At 57.6% G+C, this 17,750-nt stretch carries 18 protein-coding genes, 1 tRNA gene and 1 pseudogene; 11 read left to right on the forward strand and 9 right to left on the reverse strand.

All coding sequences use genetic code 11. The annotated features are described in order from the left end of the window. The first annotated feature begins 2 nt into the window (after positions 1–2). The 4 genes from AC6CH8_RS13605 to AC6CH8_RS13620 all read left to right on the forward strand — a co-directional run bounded on the left by AC6CH8_RS13605 (position 3) and on the right by AC6CH8_RS13620 (position 2,782). Positions 3–1,247, forward strand: a complete 1,245-nt coding sequence (locus AC6CH8_RS13605; protein WP_498191083.1) for a hypothetical protein — start codon at positions 3–5, stop codon at positions 1,245–1,247. A 57-nt stretch (positions 1,248–1,304) separates the two neighbouring features. Continuing rightward, complete coding sequence (gene rsfS / locus AC6CH8_RS13610) at positions 1,305–1,709, forward strand: ribosome silencing factor (RefSeq protein WP_054808905.1); 405 nt, start codon at positions 1,305–1,307, stop codon at positions 1,707–1,709. A 117-nt stretch (positions 1,710–1,826) separates the two neighbouring features. Continuing rightward, positions 1,827–1,902: transfer RNA gene (locus AC6CH8_RS13615), tRNA-Ala, on the forward strand. 640 nt (positions 1,903–2,542) lie between these two features. Then, positions 2,543–2,782 (forward strand): hypothetical protein, encoded by a 240-nt coding sequence (locus AC6CH8_RS13620; protein ID WP_498191085.1) that lies wholly within the window; start codon positions 2,543–2,545, stop codon positions 2,780–2,782. A 45-nt stretch (positions 2,783–2,827) separates the two neighbouring features. Here the strand turns inward: AC6CH8_RS13620 and AC6CH8_RS13625 are convergent. The 9 genes and pseudogenes from AC6CH8_RS13625 to AC6CH8_RS13665 all read right to left on the reverse strand — a co-directional run. Continuing rightward, positions 2,828–3,793: pseudogene (locus AC6CH8_RS13625) on the reverse strand (recombinase family protein); the annotation flags it as partial. A gap of 48 nt (positions 3,794–3,841) precedes the next feature. Further along, a complete protein-coding gene (locus tag AC6CH8_RS13630) occupies positions 3,842–4,444 on the reverse strand; it encodes an antirestriction protein ArdA (protein WP_498191087.1) in 603 nt (200 codons plus the stop codon). Continuing rightward, the gene (locus AC6CH8_RS13635; RefSeq protein ID WP_498191088.1) at positions 4,444–5,442 is read right to left on the reverse strand and encodes a replication-relaxation family protein; all 999 of its coding nucleotides are present in this window, start codon (positions 5,440–5,442) and stop codon (positions 4,444–4,446) included. Before AC6CH8_RS13635 ends, AC6CH8_RS13630 begins: the two co-directional genes overlap by 1 nt. Beyond that, on the reverse strand, positions 5,442–7,589 hold the full coding sequence (locus AC6CH8_RS13640) for a type IV secretory system conjugative DNA transfer family protein (RefSeq protein ID WP_498191090.1): 2,148 nt from the start codon (positions 7,587–7,589) through the stop codon (positions 5,442–5,444). Before AC6CH8_RS13640 ends, AC6CH8_RS13635 begins: the two co-directional genes overlap by 1 nt. Before the next feature lie 422 nt (positions 7,590–8,011). Continuing rightward, positions 8,012–8,569 carry an MT-A70 family methyltransferase gene (locus tag AC6CH8_RS13645; RefSeq protein WP_498191092.1) on the reverse strand — a complete coding sequence of 186 codons (558 nt, stop codon included), beginning with the start codon at positions 8,567–8,569 and terminating at the stop codon, positions 8,012–8,014. A 19-nt stretch (positions 8,570–8,588) separates the two neighbouring features. Then, positions 8,589–9,653: a DNA cytosine methyltransferase gene (locus tag AC6CH8_RS13650; RefSeq protein WP_498191094.1), complete on the reverse strand. Its 1,065-nt coding sequence runs from the start codon at positions 9,651–9,653 to the stop codon at positions 8,589–8,591. Positions 9,654–9,927: 274 nt separating this feature from the next. After that, entirely contained in the window at positions 9,928–10,161 is a 234-nt protein-coding gene (locus AC6CH8_RS13655; protein WP_498191096.1) for a hypothetical protein, read from the reverse strand. Continuing rightward, complete coding sequence (locus AC6CH8_RS13660) at positions 10,140–10,382, reverse strand: hypothetical protein (protein WP_498191098.1); 243 nt, start codon at positions 10,380–10,382, stop codon at positions 10,140–10,142. The genes AC6CH8_RS13655 and AC6CH8_RS13660 overlap by 22 nt, the downstream gene beginning before the upstream one ends. A 20-nt stretch (positions 10,383–10,402) precedes the next feature. After that, positions 10,403–10,711: a hypothetical protein gene (locus tag AC6CH8_RS13665; protein WP_498191100.1), complete on the reverse strand. Its 309-nt coding sequence runs from the start codon at positions 10,709–10,711 to the stop codon at positions 10,403–10,405. Positions 10,712–10,822: 111 nt separating this feature from the next. Between AC6CH8_RS13665 and AC6CH8_RS13670 the strand changes: the two genes are divergently transcribed. The 7 genes from AC6CH8_RS13670 to AC6CH8_RS13700 all read left to right on the forward strand — a co-directional run bounded on the left by AC6CH8_RS13670 (position 10,823) and on the right by AC6CH8_RS13700 (position 17,718). Then, the gene (locus AC6CH8_RS13670) at positions 10,823–11,650 is read left to right on the forward strand and encodes a hypothetical protein (protein WP_498191102.1); all 828 of its coding nucleotides are present in this window, start codon (positions 10,823–10,825) and stop codon (positions 11,648–11,650) included. Positions 11,651–11,979: 329 nt separating this feature from the next. Beyond that, on the forward strand, positions 11,980–12,477 hold the full coding sequence (locus tag AC6CH8_RS13675; RefSeq protein ID WP_498191103.1) for a Clp protease N-terminal domain-containing protein: 498 nt from the start codon (positions 11,980–11,982) through the stop codon (positions 12,475–12,477). Positions 12,478–13,695: 1,218 nt separating this feature from the next. Further along, positions 13,696–14,499, forward strand: coding sequence for a vWA domain-containing protein (locus AC6CH8_RS13680; RefSeq protein ID WP_498191104.1), 804 nt, complete (start codon positions 13,696–13,698; stop codon positions 14,497–14,499). Beyond that, positions 14,499–15,266: a protein phosphatase 2C domain-containing protein gene (locus AC6CH8_RS13685; protein ID WP_498191105.1), complete on the forward strand. Its 768-nt coding sequence runs from the start codon at positions 14,499–14,501 to the stop codon at positions 15,264–15,266. Before AC6CH8_RS13680 ends, AC6CH8_RS13685 begins: the two co-directional genes overlap by 1 nt. Continuing rightward, positions 15,226–16,521 (forward strand): protein kinase domain-containing protein, encoded by a 1,296-nt coding sequence (locus AC6CH8_RS13690; protein WP_498191107.1) that lies wholly within the window; start codon positions 15,226–15,228, stop codon positions 16,519–16,521. The genes AC6CH8_RS13685 and AC6CH8_RS13690 overlap by 41 nt, the downstream gene beginning before the upstream one ends. Further along, a complete protein-coding gene (locus AC6CH8_RS13695) occupies positions 16,518–16,982 on the forward strand; it encodes a hypothetical protein (protein ID WP_498191108.1) in 465 nt (154 codons plus the stop codon). Before AC6CH8_RS13690 ends, AC6CH8_RS13695 begins: the two co-directional genes overlap by 4 nt. Further along, entirely contained in the window at positions 16,972–17,718 is a 747-nt protein-coding gene (locus AC6CH8_RS13700) for a hypothetical protein (protein WP_498191110.1), read from the forward strand. Before AC6CH8_RS13695 ends, AC6CH8_RS13700 begins: the two co-directional genes overlap by 11 nt. Positions 17,719–17,750: the final 32 nt, after the last annotated feature.

Consider the following 17,750-nt stretch of genomic DNA (forward strand, 5'->3'; position numbering starts at 1 on the left):
GAATGAGCAGCCAGGACCAGCGACCCATCCGTAGCAGGCGCGAGCTTCGACGTGCCCGGGAGGAAAACCCCGAGGCTGAGCAAGTGGATACGTCCGCGCCTGCGGACGTGGAAAACCTTCCTCAAGCCGATCGCCCGAACGGCCGCAATCGTCGTGCCGCCGACGTCCCTGTGGACGCAGTGGGACCGGCAGCCCAGGAACGGTCATCGCAGATCCGTGCCCGGGATCGTGCCGCTTTGCGCACCATCAAGGAGCTGGCGGACAAAGAGGAGCAGCTCTCCGGTGGGGGACCGCCTACTCGTCGCCAGTTGCGCCTCCAGCAACTTCAGGCCGAAGTTGCTACCTCAATGAATCCCATTGTTCCCGCCCCAGCGGCAAAGGACACGGGTCAGTCGGAGGGTGCCAAGTCTTCCAAACCGGATTCTTACAAGCCGCAGCCTGCCAGCAAAGCTCCCAACGAGAAGACTCAAGGCGCTCCCAAGCCCACAACGGGTGGCGCGGGAAGCGGCAAGGCTCCTGCTGAGTCCGAAATGTCCGTGGAGCAGGCGCTTGCGGTTCGGCAGCTGATCGCCGCGCAGGTGGAAAACCAGACGTCCAAGCTGGAACACATTGCCGAGCAGGACCCATTGGCTGTAGATCCTGAGGTCCTGGCCCAGCAGATCGCCCTTGCCGAGCGTGCTGCCGTCCTGAACAAGCGCGCTGCCGCTAAGCAGAAGCTTGCCGAGAAGACGCAGGGAGAATCCGCCAAAAACACGTCGGAACCCGCAAAGAATGCGTCGGGTTCCGGAGTTGACGGTAAGTCGCCGGCCGCTACGGTGGGTCCTTCCACGGCTAACAACCTGGCGATGGTGACTCCCTTGGAGTTCGTTAAGATGCCGGGGATCGAACGCCCTGTCATGAAGCGCCCGAGCACCACCTTTGTACCGCTGATCACTTCTGCGGGGCCAAAGCTCGACGCAGAACAAGCCCAGGGAAAAAAGCCGGCAGCACGCGGCCGTGCCGGCGTTCTTGCCCGCGCAGAAGCAGTTGCGAAGTCGGTCGGGAAACGTCCTGTCGCCGCCGCGGAGCCCAGTCAAGAGACCCAGCGCCCACCGGTTTCGGCCAGCGCCGCGTATGGCCTCGACCCCCTGGATGCCAACACCGCCGGTTTGGCCCGGGCGCAACGGAACAGGTTGCTGCAATTCGGCGTCCTGGGGTTGGGCATCGTGGCGCTAATCGTCGGCATCATCATGATCACCAGCGGCTAATTCCGCTGAACAACGGCTCACGCCAACACAGGCCACTGGCCACAACAAGGAGTACCCGTGTCTGCACATGAACAATCCATTACCCTCGCCCGTCACGCTGCGCGTGCCGCGGCAGACAAGCTTGCCGAGGACATTGTCGCCCTGGACGTCAGTGAGCGTTTGGCGCTCACCGACGTCTTCCTGATTGCGTCCGCTCCCACCGAACGCCAAGTCAACGCCATTGTTGACGGCATCGAGGAAGAACTGATGAAGCAGGATCTTCGTCCGGTGCGCCGCGAGGGCCGCTCTGAAGGCCGTTGGGTTCTCTTGGATTATGCGGACATCGTGATCCATGTCCAGCACGCTGAAGATCGTGTCTTCTATGCCTTGGAACGCCTCTGGAAGGACTGCCCTGTGGTGGACCTCGAATTGGGCGACGACGCTTCTGCGAAGGCTGTTTCGGCGGAAGATTCCGAGCACTAGGAATAGCGGTCAGCCGAAATATGTCCGATTTGGAATTTTCGGAAATGCTGTTCTAAGATATTTGAGTTGCTTCGGCGCGGATGGTCCAAAAAACCAGTTGCGAAGCAGCAAGAATATGGGGCTGTGGCGCAGCTGGTAGCGCACCTGCATGGCATGCAGGGGGTCAGGGGTTCGAGTCCCCTCAGCTCCACCATATTGGTCTTATTCGAAACATTGGCGTCGAAGATGCCGTGGAATAAGCCCGAAGCAAGAGAAGAAGGAGAGCTACCAATCTTGGTAGCTCTCCTTTTTTGCTCTCTATGCGCCTCGTGGAATGTCACAGCCTGCTCGTGAGCATCTTCAAGGCTCTGCCCACTTCGCAGTGCCTTGTGGCCCGCCTCAGCTGCTGCAAGGGTGACGACCGGCTCGGCCATCAGCGTGTCCCCGGAGGATTCGTTGTCGACGAGTACTTTGACGAATATGGCTTGGTTAAGTTGTCTGCGTTCCTGATCTGTTGCCGTTCGGTAAAGCGCCTCGGGGTCGGCCAGTAATCGTAAGTAGGTTTCCAGATAACGGACGCCGGCCTCGAGGTTTGAGCTCACGCTGGCGAGTTGCTCCTTGACTCGGCGTCTCTGTCGCTCGATATCAGTCAGTCGTGTGCGAATCTTCTCCTTGGGCAGTATTCCGTCAGCGGCTAGGTCTAGGAGGTTCTCCTCTTTGCTGTCGCACTCTAATAGGGTTGCGGCAAGCTGTTGCTGCAAGAGCAGGTTTGCGGTTTCCTTTTCTCGAAGAGCGTCGTGCATATGCGTCCTCGCGAGCTCAATAAAGTCTCCGGTGAACTGGATTCGTCGGTAGTGAGCGAACATAGCTTCTTCGAGAAGCGCAGTACTTATGTAGCCGCTCGAACATTTGCCAACGCCTCGTCCAACACAGAAGTAGTAGTAGTAGAAGTTACCGTGCCGTCCGCGAGCCCTGGCTACAACCATCCTCCGGACCACACCGCGTTCGTGGCACACATTGCAGTACAGCGTCCCCTTGAGGTAGTGGTGATGCTTGCGCCTTCGCTCGCCAGCATTGCTGCGGCTGTCCAGTAGTTGCTGCACCTTTTCGAAGACTTCGTCGCTTACAAGGCGTTCATGGCGCCCAGGATATTCGGTGCCTTCGTGGGTGATGATCCCGACGTAGTAGCGATCCCGGAGCAAGCGTGAGAAGTACGTGGGTGCAACGGCTTTTGACGGGCGCTTGGCTGTCGCCTTCGTTGTGAGGCCTCGATCAGCCATAGCCACCGAAAGATCTGCGAACGTGTAGCTGCCTGTGGCATAAAGTTCAAACGCCTGCGCCACAAGTGGCCCTCGAATCGCGTCCACAACGACTGACCGCACTTCGCGGCCCTCGAAGTACTCTCTGACGTTTAGGTACCCTAGCGGCGCTTTGCCCAGCGTGCCACCCTTCTTGGCCTTCTGCGCCATTTTGTACTTGATGTCGGCGCCGTCCTCAGCCGAGCGATATTCGTTGAAGGCAGCTAGGAGGCCATGCATCAGTTGCCCAACAGGACTGGCATCAATGCTCTCCGTTGCACTGATAAGGGTGACCCCGCGCTTTTTCAGATCCGCCATGACGATCGCGTCGTCTGTTCGATTGCGCGCAAATCGAGAGAGCTTGTACACAATGACGAAATCGACATCTCGGTCTGCACGAAGTCGCCGCAACATTTCCTGAAAGGCTACGCGCTTGCTCATCTCCGTGGCGCTCCGACCGGGTTCTACATACTCGTCGACGACGGTCAGGCCCATCTGTTCTGCCTTGCGGATACACGACTCACGCTGAGCTGGGATGGAGATACCCTCTGGATCATAATCCGTGTTGACCTGGCCCTTGGAAGAGACTCGGAGGTAGAGCACAGCGCGGGTTCCAGGAAGCGCTTCGTCGGACAAATGGATCAAAGGACGTTGTTCTGCCTGCACATCGACAAGATCCGCAACGTCGTCTGTTGTGGCGTAGGCGCTGGCGGTCGAGTGTGCATTCATGTCAGGTCTCCGTTTAGGCGTCTCTGAGAATAGCTCTTCTTCACCGCGAATGGAACGGTCAAATTCGCTGTGCTGCATGGGGTGTCCTTCCACCCCCCGGTGACGTTGTGGATGGACTGTGGATAACTAGGTTGCGAACACATGCACCGATCCTGTTCTCGTTTCAATGACTTCCCATGCCTCTTTGTACTGCTCCCAGATACAGGAACGATCGAACTCCAGTGGACAGTTGATTCCTTGCTCTGCCTTGAATTCCTCCAACGCCTGGCTCCAGCCCATAGTCTCGAGGAATGCATCTATGCAGTTATCCACGTCTGCGTAGGACGCTATGTAGAATTCCTCAAAGTCCGTGAGCAGGTTCTCGCCACCGGGGTGCTTCATGGCATAAGCAGCGAACGGTTCACCGTATGTTGCGATGCCAAGCCCCACATTCGAGACCTCCGCGGCATCGTAGCTGAGGAGCGCTTCATAGACACCGAACCCTCTCGTGTCCTCAATGAACCAACCAGAGGCTCCTGATCCGCCTCGTTGAAGGGAAGGAGAAGCATCCAACAGTTCACGGATTTGCTCTTCGATCTCGTCTGGAGATTGGTCGGCGCGAATCCATGCAGAATGCCGTACTCGGTTCACAAAGTCGGCCGTTGAGCTGACATAGATATACGGTGTGTCCGAGGTCGGGCCCAGGCGTTCAGGATCGGACTGAGGCGGGCGGATCCATAGGCTCTCCATTATTTGTTTCCTCCCTTCTGGTTCGTCTCCGCCGCGCCCCCTGTGGCGACGAGTGCCGCTAGATCCTTAAGCTCAACGACGCGGAAGAGGGCGCTGCTAAGGGTTGCGTTCTCCACAATCGCAACTTCAATTTGTCGTTGCCGTGCTTCGTTGGGGACGACCCAGACGGTCAGCGGGAATACGCCATGACGCGCTTGTTCGTGACCGCGGTCGTGATAAAGCTGCACAGCGTGGCACTTGCGGAGGATCACGGGTAGATGTTCGGTGCCCCGGTCGACTTCAATCATCCAGTGGTCCTCGAATTCAGGGGTCTGAGTGATGGCGTAGAGGTCGGGTTTGATATGAGCCGGCTGACCATTCCGATTCAGGTACGGACGCCAACAGGCGGGTTCCATCTCCGTTCTGGAAACCGTGAAGGCTCCGGATCGGTCCGCTTCAATGAGCTCGAGCCGTACATCAGTAACGGCGAGCAGGTGCTCAAGGTGATGTGCAGATGGCTGATCGTAGCGTCGACGCCTTCCAGCAACCCCTTTGATGTCGCCGATAGCTTTCTCTCCGGGATCTGTTACGGCCCAGATGTAGGCCTTTGAGCCTCCGCTCAGGCCTCCGACTCGTCTCTGAAGCCGCATGACAAGCCCATGTCCATGGAGACGCTGAAGGACCCGTCCGGTAGCGCGTACGGCGGCCAGAACGGTCTTGTGATCGTAGAAGTACAGTCTTTGTACCTGGGTGGTGCTGAGGTATCGGTGAGCGGCTAGGCCGAGAAGGATACTGCGGTCCCGTGGACTGAGCAGAGCCAGGAGTTCGCGTCTTTGATGCCTGCCAGCACGTAGTGTCCTCCCAACGGGAGGATCAGTCCCTAGCTTTAATGACGGTTCAGGGGCGGACTCCTGCGGATCTTGGGGATCTTTGGTGTCAGCGACCGGACGTCCGACCGGATGCTCGTCATCGTCATTGTCCGTCGTCATCGTCTCCGGTTTTGGCTTGATTTCATTCATTAGTTGTTCCTCCTCTTTCTGCCGATGGGGGCGGTCGGCGGTTTTGTTGATCGGTCGTTAGATGTTGAAGAATCGCTGGCGGCGGGCGGGGGCTTTGTCTGTAGGGCAGCGCCGTAGAGCTGTCGACTGCGTCTGCGAATGGCATCAGCGTCACTGATCTTGATCGGTGGCGGCATGGTCGTTCCAGAGGCCCATCCCGACGGCTGGCCCTGGGCAACAAGGTTGCAGTAGATCTGAAACTTGCCGAGGGATTGGAAATCGATGGCCTCAAGCCCTGGTGCCATGCGGGCCACGGCTGTTGCGTCTTCGCTTTCCAAAGCGAACACGACCTTGCTCCTGGCGTTGTTGTCGATGGCGGCCGACATCGACGTTGAGAGCTGCTTGCGAAACTGATGGGCTAGCTGCCACCCCACACCGAGGGACCGCGACTGGGCCAAGGCGTCCGCCAGGTCGCCAATTTTCAGGTAATCCTGAACTTCATCGACGGTCACGATTACCGCCTGGCGTTGGCCGGGGGGTACTGCTGCTCGGGCTTGGATGCATTGCCACAACTCTGCTATCAAAAGCGACCCAAGCAGCGACGCGGACTCCGCACCGACTACTCCCTTGTTGAGGGGCACGAGAAGGATGCGTGACTTCGTAAAGAGATCGTTGACAGCGAATCGTGGGGCATCCTGGGCTAGGACACGGCGCAGTTGCGGACGAAGTAGGAAGACACGCAGCTTGTTTAGGAGCGGGGCCGTTGTCGAAGCCTGGGCATCGGGTCTGAGCCCGTCGTACCATGCCCAGAAGCCCGCTAAGACGGGATCCTCGGCTTGGGCAGCGGTGAGCGGTCTTCTGTATAGCGCATCACTCAAAAGCTGAGGGATGTCGGCCAAAGTATGCCCACCGGCTCGCACCAACGTGATCAGGGAGGCATGCAGGATGTCTTGGCTGCGGGGGCCGATGCCGTCGAATATGTCCCTTATGGCCGCGAGAATGCCATCGACGACGACTTCCGCGTTGCGCCCCGTGCTTGCGAGAGGATTGAAACCGACCGGCTGGTCGTCACTCGCATCGAGGAGGACAACCTCGTCCTGCCGGCTCTCCGGCACGTGGCTGAGAACGTCGTCGATGAGGTCCCGCTTAGGGTCAAGGACGCAGATGGATCGACCTGCGAACATATCGGCAACGATGGTGTTGAGCAGCGCTGTGGACTTGCCACTGCCCGTTGGGCCAACGAATACGGCATGTCTGAGGGCATCGGCTTCGCCGATCCCCATATGCTGCCGCTTGCCTGGTGCGTTACTAAACGCAAAAACACGCTCGCTACTATCGACTTCAGATGATGCGTGCAGCCGTTTGGGATGCATGGGAGGCTGTCCTGGTAGATCGGCCAGTCCCAAAGGGGGCGCCAATAGGACTGCTAGATCCTGATAACTCAGAATCTGTGACCAATGGAAGCAGTGGATTCGGGCCTCGTTGAGTCGGTTCGGCGATTCACGGCTCAACTTCGTACGGACACCGGGTCCCTCGATGGTGCCAATGGCCCCTGCAACCCCCAGCGCTAGGGCGCGTCGCTTGGCAGGAGAGTCTGCGGTGACGCCGATCCGTATCACCGTTAGCGCACTAGGCATTGACGCCTTTCGGGCCATGCTTGAGCGCATATCGCTTGCCGCCGGTCTCTGGCCCCTGCTGATAATTCCCCACCACGTTTGAGTGGGGTCAGCCGACTGCTCGATGAAGCGTGGGCTGCGGCCTTCACCGAGAATGACTTGCAAAACGAGCAGATCATCCTCGAAGCGGGCCGCCGAGAGAGCAGCAAGCACGGACCGGCTTATAGTCTCAGGGTCCTCGATGTTTGTTGATAGAGCGGAAGGGGTCAGCTGGAGGTGTGCGGCCGACCACACGTCCTGCCTACCGTCAGGCTTCGTTAGAGTGCTTCCGGGCACCAACTGTCGTACGAGGTGGGCAAACCGTCGAGACTGTTTCTTGTTGGTGGCCACAAGGTGAGTGACCTTTCCGTGTTGGCCTCGGACTTCCCAGATCACCTTGCCAAAAGTACGGTTTGAGATCAGGTGGCGCACGAATGCACGCACGGTTTCCACCGTCAGAGGCCGTGGCCAGTTGAGCTCACGCCAAACGAGAGGATCCTGATCCCTACTCATTTCCAGCCTCCGCGTCGGACGGTCCTCGGTGGTGGCCCAGTCGCTGAGCTTCTTGTTCGTGGGCAGCCCGGCGGAGAGCCATATTCAACAGCGCTTTAGTCAGGCCGTCGAGGTTCGGTGGATCGCGTCGGATGCTTCGCAAGCGGAGGCGCTTCTCGCTTTGGTTGCCTCGTCGTCTTTGTTTTCCCATACGTAGTCCTCCTTTCGTCTTGATTTTTACTGTGGCCAATGATCACCAGCGCCGTCGCCAAAGCCGCCACCAGATGAGGAATCCGCCTACTGCCGCGCAGCCCGCGAGCGTGAGCACAAGTCCAACCCAAACCTCGGCGAGCAGCGTGATGGCCCAATTGATCGCTATAGCAGCAATCAGCAAGATCAGGCTGCAATCGAGAAGCCAACGGAGCGGGCTGCGAGGTGTTCTATCAGGCACTGCTGCGAGTCGGTTCAACCGCCGTGAGCGTGTCTTGCTCATCGAAGTCGGACGGTACGGGGTAGCCCGGGATGGTGATTTGGCTGTCGATCTGGTTACCCCAGGCATCCCAGCCTGGCTGATGTCGTCGGGCGAAGAGTTCCAGCCGAGGGCCGTCGCAGAGACGCTCGATCGGAGCGTAGAACTCTTCAGGTTTGTGTGAGTGGTCTTGGACGGGCGCGAACATCCACGTGGGTTGACTTCGGAATTTGGGCTTCACGCTGCCACGGGTTCCGATCAGGATGTGTTCGGACGCGTGCCGCAGGTAGTTGCCGAGCCCGAACTTCGGCTTGATCCAAGTGAACGGGACTCGCGGCGTGAAGCCCCAGGCCTCGAGGACGTCGTATCCCGCCCTGAGCGTCCCATTAGTAACCCAAAGGAAGCACCAACTGTTGTCAGCAGCGAGGTCAGTTATAGGCATGGCCTTTATCGCATCCAGTGACATGAGGTCGTAGTGGCGCTCCGCGCCGAGCTTGCCCTTTTGATCTATATCCCAGGGAGGGTCGGCCAAGATGCAGGCATATTTTTGATTATGGGTGGATAGCTTCACTGTGGGTCCTTTCGAAGTGGATAGGTGCTGTGTGGCGAGGCGGAATGGGTGAAGTCCCTTGGATGCGGATTTCTTGCAGTGTCCTACCGATGGACGCAAGAACAGCCCGGGCGGTCGCTTCGGCCGGTGCAACGGCAATGGCATTGCCGAGTTGTTTCATCGCTTGGGTTGTGGAAACGGGAAACTTGAAGTCTGGTGGGAAGCCTTGCAGGGCTGCCGTCTCTGGGACTGTTAGCCGATGTTCGTTGCCATCAACGAGGTAGCCGTCCCAGTTCCTGCCGTGCTCCAGCCGGAAGCCGCGGCCACTGGCAAGGACGGTCCTGCCGATGTCCCGCTCGACTTTGCCTCGGAGGATGTGACTCAGAGTCTTAGTCAGCGGTTCTGGTTGAGGAAACTCGAAGGGTGTACCGGGAACTCGAAACCCCACCATGAATACGCGAGGGCGCAGCTGGAAGAGTCCGAAGTCGCATGCTCTTACAATCTTGTGGTGAAACGAGTAGCCCAGCGTTTCGGTAATGTGCCGCTTCATCGTTTCGAAGGTTGCCCCTTCGTCGTGGCTTAGCAAGCCCTGAACGTTTTCGAGAAAGAACGCTGCCGGTTGCTTGACTTCGATGATTCGAGCGATGTCGAAGAACAGTGTGCCGCGAACGTCCTGGAACCCCTTACGGCGGCCGATGACGCTGAACGGCTGACAAGGAAAGCCGGCGCAGAGAATATCGAAGTCTGGCATCTCTCTTGGTTGGGTGGATCGCACGTCCTCGGTGAACCCTCCTTCGGAAAATAGCATCGGACTGATGGACTTGAAGTTGGCTTCGTAGGTCTTCCTGGCATAAGGGTCTGTTTCCGCCGCGAACACGCAGACCGCCCCCAAGCGATGAAACGCCAGATGGAATCCGCCGATACCTGCAAATAGGTCGGCGAACCGGGGTGGTGAATGGCTGCGTGGAAGGCAGTCCGTATGGCAAAAGCGGGGGATACTTGTGCTGACGTCTCGCGCTTCGATCCGAGATCTCTTAGGTGACGTGATGGATTCGGGTGGGGTCATAGTCTCCTTTCTCTTAGTTGCTTTTGGCCGCGAACATCCCCGGTCCCCGGGATGTGGTGATGTTGGTTTGTAGCTTCGAGCGCTTTTTGCTGCGGCCTGGCTGTATTTAAGAACACTTAGTTGAATCGGTAAATCGTCCGATCGCCTACGGGCCCGCCCGATCGGACACTCGAACAGACGGGCAGCGTCGGTGACAGAGGTCGAGCATTCTGTGAAGTCGCTAACGGGTGGATGGCAGTGTGGAAATCACAACGGGCGTGGAAAGTTGCCTTTGCTAGCGGTCGTCACGCCGCATCTCAGCCATGGCTTGTCCATACACGTCGTGGAGTGACCGGACGCTGCATTCGGCTGCCCGCCGGATTGCCGCAGTCTCGGCACTTCCTGAAGCACCGCCTGCGCGGCCACAACCGCAACGCCGATAGGACAGTGTGAGCAGTGGTACAAGTAGCGCAACCAGCAAAACAGCAACGATGATTGCCCACATGGTCAGGGCCTCGCCTGCGGCCACGTCTCGACGGCAGTGAGGGCAAATGTGGCCAGTTGCTGGGTAAAGAGTCGAATATGGCGGGCGGTGGCCGGCGAAACGAGTGCAACAGATTTTGCGGTCAAGTCCAGCTCATCGACGAGTGCAGTGACCCGGCCGATGAAGAGATGGGCTGTCGCCTCATTCTCAACAGCTAGCTCCGTTTGGTGGCGGGCGGCCAGGGGGTTGCCGAATGTGTGCTTCATGGACGTCTCCTTTCTTGTAGTCAGCGCTGGAACCGGCGGACTTCGAACGCCGCGTATTCCGCGAAGGAATCCGCAATGAAGTTCAAGCGTTCCGCTGCCCGCGGGTCTCCTTCTGACTGAAACTGCGCTTCGCGGCTCAACATGGCAGTCAGCTGCATTCCGGTGGCTGCCACGTAACCCGCAGCCTGCACTCGGGTGGCCGTCACGAGGCCATTGGCGATTTCGGTATTCTGCCGGCGCTGAAGGCCTTTGCCTTCTGATCGGGAGAAGCCCTCCGGTGCGCTGTAGGGGGACGTTGAACCGCCGGGGCGGCGAATGAGGTCGGACATCTGCTTGGCTCCTATTCAGGGGTTGGTGATAGGAACAATTGAAGCCGGAGCGCTTTGCTCGTGTCGTGACAAAAAAGTGCATGAGACTGCGACAGCATCCATCATGGATTGATGAAGGGGACGCTGGACACCGAACTAGAAGACTTCGACGCGCTGGAAGCCGAGGTCCTGAGCGAACTGTCAGCCCTGCGAAGCGGCAGGGGCAGGTTGACGATCCAGAAGTTCAGCCAGTTCGAGGCCCTGAGGCTGGTCTGCGGTGGCATGGACCTTGTGGATGCCTTCCTTATGTTTGAGCGGGAACTGCGCAGATACAAGGAACTGGGCCGGGATGAAGCGGCTGCCGCGATCTCCATTGCGAGCCCCTACGACAGCGTGCTTGGTCGCCTGGAGGATGCAGCCAGCACTCTGTCGGGGGAGGCGTGGAAGGACCAGCGGACGGCGCGGCGCTGGAGCGATGCCGGGCTGAGGATAATCGCGAGAGACCTCGTCCAAATGGCGAGTGTTCGCGGTCGGCTAGGCACGGAGCTCATGAGCATAGACGTCGAGAATACAGACGACGCCAACGTCCTGGTGACCGTCGACCAGATGACGACCCTGGGCCTCGAGGCGCGAGCTCCTCGAATACGAGTGTGGACTTACAGAGCGGCGGATGTTCTGGTTGAACGGGAAATTAGCGCAGACCTTGAGAACTACAGGAGTGCGTCCGCGAGCAACGATGAGTACGCTCTCAACCGACATCGTCTTCGAATCGCTTTGCCTGAGATGCCAGGGAACCGGCAAGAGGAAACAAAGGTCCTCACTATCTCCGTGGAGGTGCGGGACAGCCCGATGCGGACGGTTATGTTCGAAGACAAGACTCAGATTTCGGGAGATTTGGTGGTCCGGTTTGCGACTTATCGGACCATCGCGACCATCGAGGTGGTTGCACTTACGAGCTGAAGCTGGCACTTCGCAGCCCGGCACATCGCGCAGCGACTCTGGAAATAAAGCACGAGTAAATCAGGTCAAAGCACACGCTCGTGCCTTGATCGAGTGGTGTGCTCCGAGCAGCAGCTGACCAGCCTAGCTGCGACGTTGAAGTTCTGCTGCCGACCAGCAAGGCGTTTTCCCGTCCGACCGCCAAGACGACAATGAGATCGGCGGCTAAAGAACAGCCCCGGCAAGATGCATAGTAGGGACACGGAGCTCGCAGGAGCGCGACGCGATGGTCCGTTGAAGTGCGACGTAGACTACATGGACTTATCGGGATGCTTTAGGCAGGGGCGGTCATGTTTGACTACTTTAGTGACTTCGCACGGCGTAGCGTTTTGCTCTCAATCGAAGCAGCGGACGCCGACGGGTCGGCGGAAATAGACTCTACGCATTTCATCTATGGAATGACGCAGGAAGGGGCGGGGACGGCCAACCTTGTGCTTCAGGATCAGCGTGTCGATCTGGTGCAACTCCGTCGCATTCTTTGCCCGTCTCTTGACCCCGAACTGACTTTGACACCTTGCTATGAGAACGACGACCCACGACGGAAGCTGCCCTTCTCTCAGGACTGCAAAGCCGTGATGGAGCGCGGATTCCGAATCGCAATCAAAAAAAAGCACGACGTCGTGAGTACCGGGGACTTATTTCTGGGGGCGCTCGAAGCAAGCGAACAGATCCGGGACGCTGCAGTCAGTACGGGGTTAGATACCGAAGCTTTCTGTCGTGCTGTTGACCAGCATGACGGACACCTCGTTGGGTACCTTGCGAGGGCTAAGAACAAAGAAAATCGCTAGGGTCCATTCGTGCATAGCAAACGGGAGATGGGCGAATCGTTGGAGCACTCGGTGGTTGTTGACATCGGTGGGTCTGGTACACGTTTGGCAGGCCTAAAGGGCGGTCGCCTGGGCCGGGTACAACGCGGGCATATAGGTTCGATGGCACAACTTGTCGAAGCAGTGCAACGAATAGAACGACGGCCTAGGCATGTTGCGATATCAGTGCCGGGATTTGTTGAAAACGTTACCGGCGCGGTCCGGTTGAGTAGGGTCGCCCCGTGGCTTCAAGGAAGCTTGCGCGATTCGATAGCGGGCGAATTTCCAGGAGCTCGAGCCCTTGTACTCAACGACGGGGAAGCCCACGCAATGTCGATGCTTCGGCATACCGACCTAAAGCTCGGAGCCATCTCCGTCGCTTTGGGGACGTCCTTGGCCTTCGGGATTCTCGATGAGGCTGGCCAACTTCTCCGTCCCATTAGCGGCGAGAATTGGGACCTCGGCGACTTCAGGTTGCACACATCTGCGCCAGATCAAGCGGCTTGGTGGGCACTTGGCGCAGCTGGCTTTAAGGACGTGAAGGAGAAGAGGTCAACGGATGCAATAGAGCGATTTGGCTATCGCTTGGGTGGCTTCCTGAACCAGCTAACAGTAGTTTTTCGCCCCCGAACCATAGGGCTTTCCGGAGGGCACATAGTTGGCCACTGGCCCGGGATGCATCGATTTGTGTTGGAGGAGATGAGTAGACTCCCTAGTCACCTTGCCACTCCAACAATAGGGTGCGCCTCGGCACCTGAGGCCGCCCTCGAAGGGCTTGTTATGGCGCTGCGGTCCTCTTGAGTGGCGAAGACATGGCTTAGAGATTTGAAGAACTAAGTTCCCCAAGAGCGGAGACCCATTTGTGGCTCAAATGTGCCTCCGCGACGATCTCCGCGCAGGCTGAACCGGCAGCTCCGTTTGCCCGTCTCACGACGATCCTGTCGCCAGAATCGGAATGCTGCATCGCCTCCGCGACGTCCCGAATTGCCTGGACGATCCGTGGTCCCTGCCTGTGGTAGGCCGACGAGTTGCTGCAGCTGCTCAATGAACGGGCTCGGCGGGTTACGTCATCTTTGGCTATGTAGCGAATAAGCGTTTACAGCCTCGGCATGCCGCGGCAATATCGAGGCAAGCTCGACCGCCAAGTGTCGAGCTTTAATAGTCGCCGGTTCGTCCGGGTAATTACCGCATGGGGGAATTATGGGCTGGGCGGACGTGGATCCAGAATCTGCAACGGAGAGGGCGCTCGTCGTTGTCCTTGCTGATGTGTCGAGTTCTATGGCGAAAAACATCACAGAATCGTCAGGTGTTACGACTCGGATTGATGCGCTTAGGGAGGGTCTAGGTAAGATGTTGTCCCTTCACTCTGATGTCAGCATGCACGATGCGAAGGACTTTGACGGAATCGCCGAGTTTGCACTGGGGCTTTTTCCTGGAAAACCGGATCAGAAGCGGGCTGTGGAATGGATGAATTTCGCAGGTGCGAGAATGACGAGCTCGCCGTTTTTCTACGGCAAAGACGTCAACGAAATTCCTAAAGACTTTCCCGCTCCTCGTGGCGTGACACCCCTCGGAGAGGCCCTTTCCGAAACTATCGGCCTGATTGAGAGCCGACGAAAGGCGATTCGAGATAAGGAGGGTCTCACTGTTCGCCGTCCCATTCTGTTCTTGATCACAGATGGGGAGCCTAACGATCTGAAGTACAAGGCGGTCATTCCCCAGCTGCGTGCAGCGGAAAAAGCGCGGCACTTGCTATTCTTCGCGATTGGCACCTACGAAGCAAAGCAAGATGTACTTCTTGAGCTGGCGCCTAAGTCTTCCTACGACCTTCACGCCCGGCCCCTTTCTAAACTCATCGAGTTCCTAAGTACAACTATGGGCCAGGCAATGAGTACGGATCCGAATGCAAGCGCCGAGGAGATCTACGATGGCTTGGGCACACGACTGAAAGAGTGGGAGCGATTTGGTCAGGCAAATGCCGCGCGGTCCCTGATTGACGACTGATGACCTTCTGGAAACCAACCTCAATTGTGCTTCGCGGTCGAAATAAAGTCGAGTCTCAAGACGCAGCTTGGAGTGGGATACACAATGAAACGCTGTTCCTCGTCGTGGCGGATGGGGTCGGAAGCCAACCCAACTCGGCTCTGGGTGCCCAAAAAGCCATTGAAATCCTATGCTCTGAGGCGGCGAATGCAAGTCTCCAGCCTGGCAATGCGGGCCTCATCGCCGACAAGTTGTGCGAGTCGGTGGCACAACAATGGTGGCTCTGGGCCATGGAATGGGGCCTAGAGGACCTCGAGAATATGAAGACTCTGCAGTGCACGTTCGCGTTGTGCGTCGAACGAGGAGGGAGATTGGCGGTTCGTTCTGTAGGAGACAGCATGTGCTTCACCAGCTCCTACAACGGGAAGCTCTCTCCCCTCCTCGGCCCAGTGCGCGATGAAGCCGGCGGTGTAGCGACGCTTCTGAATCCAAATGGGAGCACTGCATCATGGACTGCCATCGATCTGGATGACCCGCTTTTGCAGAGAGTACTTCTCACCACAGACGGGCTGGACCGGACACTGTTGCGTGGAAGGTTTACAGATGCAGCCGACGTCAATTTTTTCGAACATGTTGATCCTTATCTGAGCGATGTACTGGCCAAATACGAAAAAGGCGATCTGTCGTTGACTGCCCTAGAACAGGAGCTTTCTTCGGGGCTGATTGACGGTAGGGGTGCGAAGGGGGATGACATTGGCATCGCAATGGCAAACCGGCGACACGGTTGAAATTCGAGTTCCGAAGGCAGTACGTGGCCGGTCTTTGAAGCTCGGCTCATTCATTGGGAGTGGTGCTACGGCGGATGTGTTTGAAGCCACCGACGCTACTAACGACCCAGCTCTAGCAACCATCGCCTTGAAGATCTATAAGATTGCTCCGCCTGTCGACATCGAGAATTTTGTCGAACATTGCAGGGTCAACCAGTTAGACCGGATTCCGCCGTTACTTGCTGACGACGGCAACCAGGACGATACCGCTCATTCCCCTGTTGCTGCACCGATGTTCGTTGTGCACAGTGATACGGACGAAATTATTGGGGTTGCCGTCCTTCGCGTGGACTCCGATCGATTTGTCTCACTTGCAGACTTCACCCGAACTCCCTTTATTCGGGACCTGTCAGTTACCGTCTATGCGGCCCTACGGCTGGCGACCATAGTCCGACAAATACACGCCCGGGGATACGTCATCGGTGACTTCTCGGACACGAACGTCCTCATCGACCAGGAGGGACACGTCAGCCTCATTGACTGTGATCCATACGGTACCGTCAACCCTCGCCGACAAGCACGAGAGGCGACATTCAATTGGCGTGCACCCGAAAATGCGGAAACGCGCGAGGCAAGCCAGCGGTCCGATCTCTTCATCCTGGCCGTTCACTGCACCAAGATGCTCCTCGGCGGGGCCGGGCCCTTTGACGGCGTTGACCCGAAGAACGATACTAATTCCCCTCAGGCCAACATTGACTCCGGCCGGAGCTGGCTCTGGCTTGAGGAAATGCGGCCACCAGGACCACAATTCGAAAAATCCAAAGGCATGAATGATCTGCCGGAGTACCTCGTAGAGGCACTCAGAGGGTTGCTCGCACCTGATCCAGGAGACCGCGACGCCACGGCCAGAACACTCGAATCTGCATTGATCAAGTGCCGTCTTGAGCTCGAAATAATGGCTTGCGGCCATGCCGCCTTCGGAATGACGGGCTGTGTGCTGTGCAGAAGCCAAGCTGTTAGTGCAGCCGAGCGGCTATCTGCGGCTCCTACAGTGAAAAGGACGCCAAGAGTCCAAACTGAGGCTTCCAAGTCACATGCTCCTGTACGTTCACCTGCAACCAAGCCAGGTTCAATCGGGACATATTCCCGCCCGGCGCAGCGCCCAGCCAACAGACCGATAGCAACTAAAAAGAAGGCCACGTCCTCCAACTGGGCATGGTTAGCAGGATTTGCAGTTGTCCTTGTTTCCACCTTCTGGTTCCTGCTCTCACGATGACTGAGGACCGAATGATCAAGTACCTGCTCGTTGCGATCGTCTCAGGCATGCTGGGAGTCATTCTCGGTGCCGTTTGTCTGGCAGTAGTGCAGCGACGTCTTCGACGGAAGTATCTTGGGTCCTCTCTGCGCTCGGCTACCAAGGCTCGAACCCTTCGGAAGAACGAATCGGAGCGGCCTATTGGGAACGACAGCAAGTTGCCTGACGTCCCACGGGACGCGGCTCGCAAAGTCTCGCAGCCACAGGGAAGACCGGCGGCCCAGTTCGTGACTCGTGCGTCATCAATCAGTGGCGGGCAGTACGAGGGAACGGTTTACAGAGCATTCCGTGACGAAGGCTACGTTCGACTCACGGATCCCGGCATCATGGTCCGAGTCTTCGATCCGGGTCGCTTCTGGCCTGAACGCGCTCAGGTTGTCGTTAACGTTCAACATCACGAAGGAGAGTTTGATGACCATTAATGAATATTCGGATTTTCAGTTTGAAGACCTTGCTGATCAGCTTAAGGATTTCAATCACACCCAAGCCCAGGCCCTTGGCGACATACTCCAAAGGCTGCCACAGAGCATCCAAAGCTCAGGGGCTACGTTAGGTACTGAGAGGTCGGACGACATACTTCTCGCCCAGATCTTCGCCGACCATGACCTTCAGATAGCTGCAGCGCAAGCCGGTTTTGCGCCGCCGAACACGCCGGCAGGAAAACGCGAACTTATCGAGGGCTTTCTTCAGGCGGTCGAACGCGCCGGGATATTGCCTTACCACATTGCCAACGAAGTGGCCAAGCTTCAACTTCAGACAGCTGAAACGGAGACCCAGCGAATTCTTGAAGAGATCTCCCGTGAGTCCAAGGTTAGGGTGAGATCTCTTCAGAATAGCCAGGCGGTCGGGGCGGCGGAGGTTGAGAAGCAACTTGCGGAGGCATCGCAGGCAGAGCTGAGAAACGATGCCAATATAACCCTGAGCCGTCAAGCCGCCAGAGAAGGACAGTTATCGAATGTAGAGCAACTGGACCGGGACAATGCTGCTCATACTCAGTACATGGCAGAAGAGCAAGCGGTACTCGACCGGCGCGAGAACGTAGTCGAACTGTCGCGACGAGACCAGCAAGTGAGAATCAAAGAGAGGCGGCAGCGCCGTGAAGAGTGGAAGGAAAAGTTCTATCCTTTGTGGGCTGCCGAGAAGTTTCTTTCAAAATAACTTGAACTATTTTATTAATTATCTATAATCTA

This window comes from Paenarthrobacter sp. GQ52 (genome assembly GCF_059759005.1).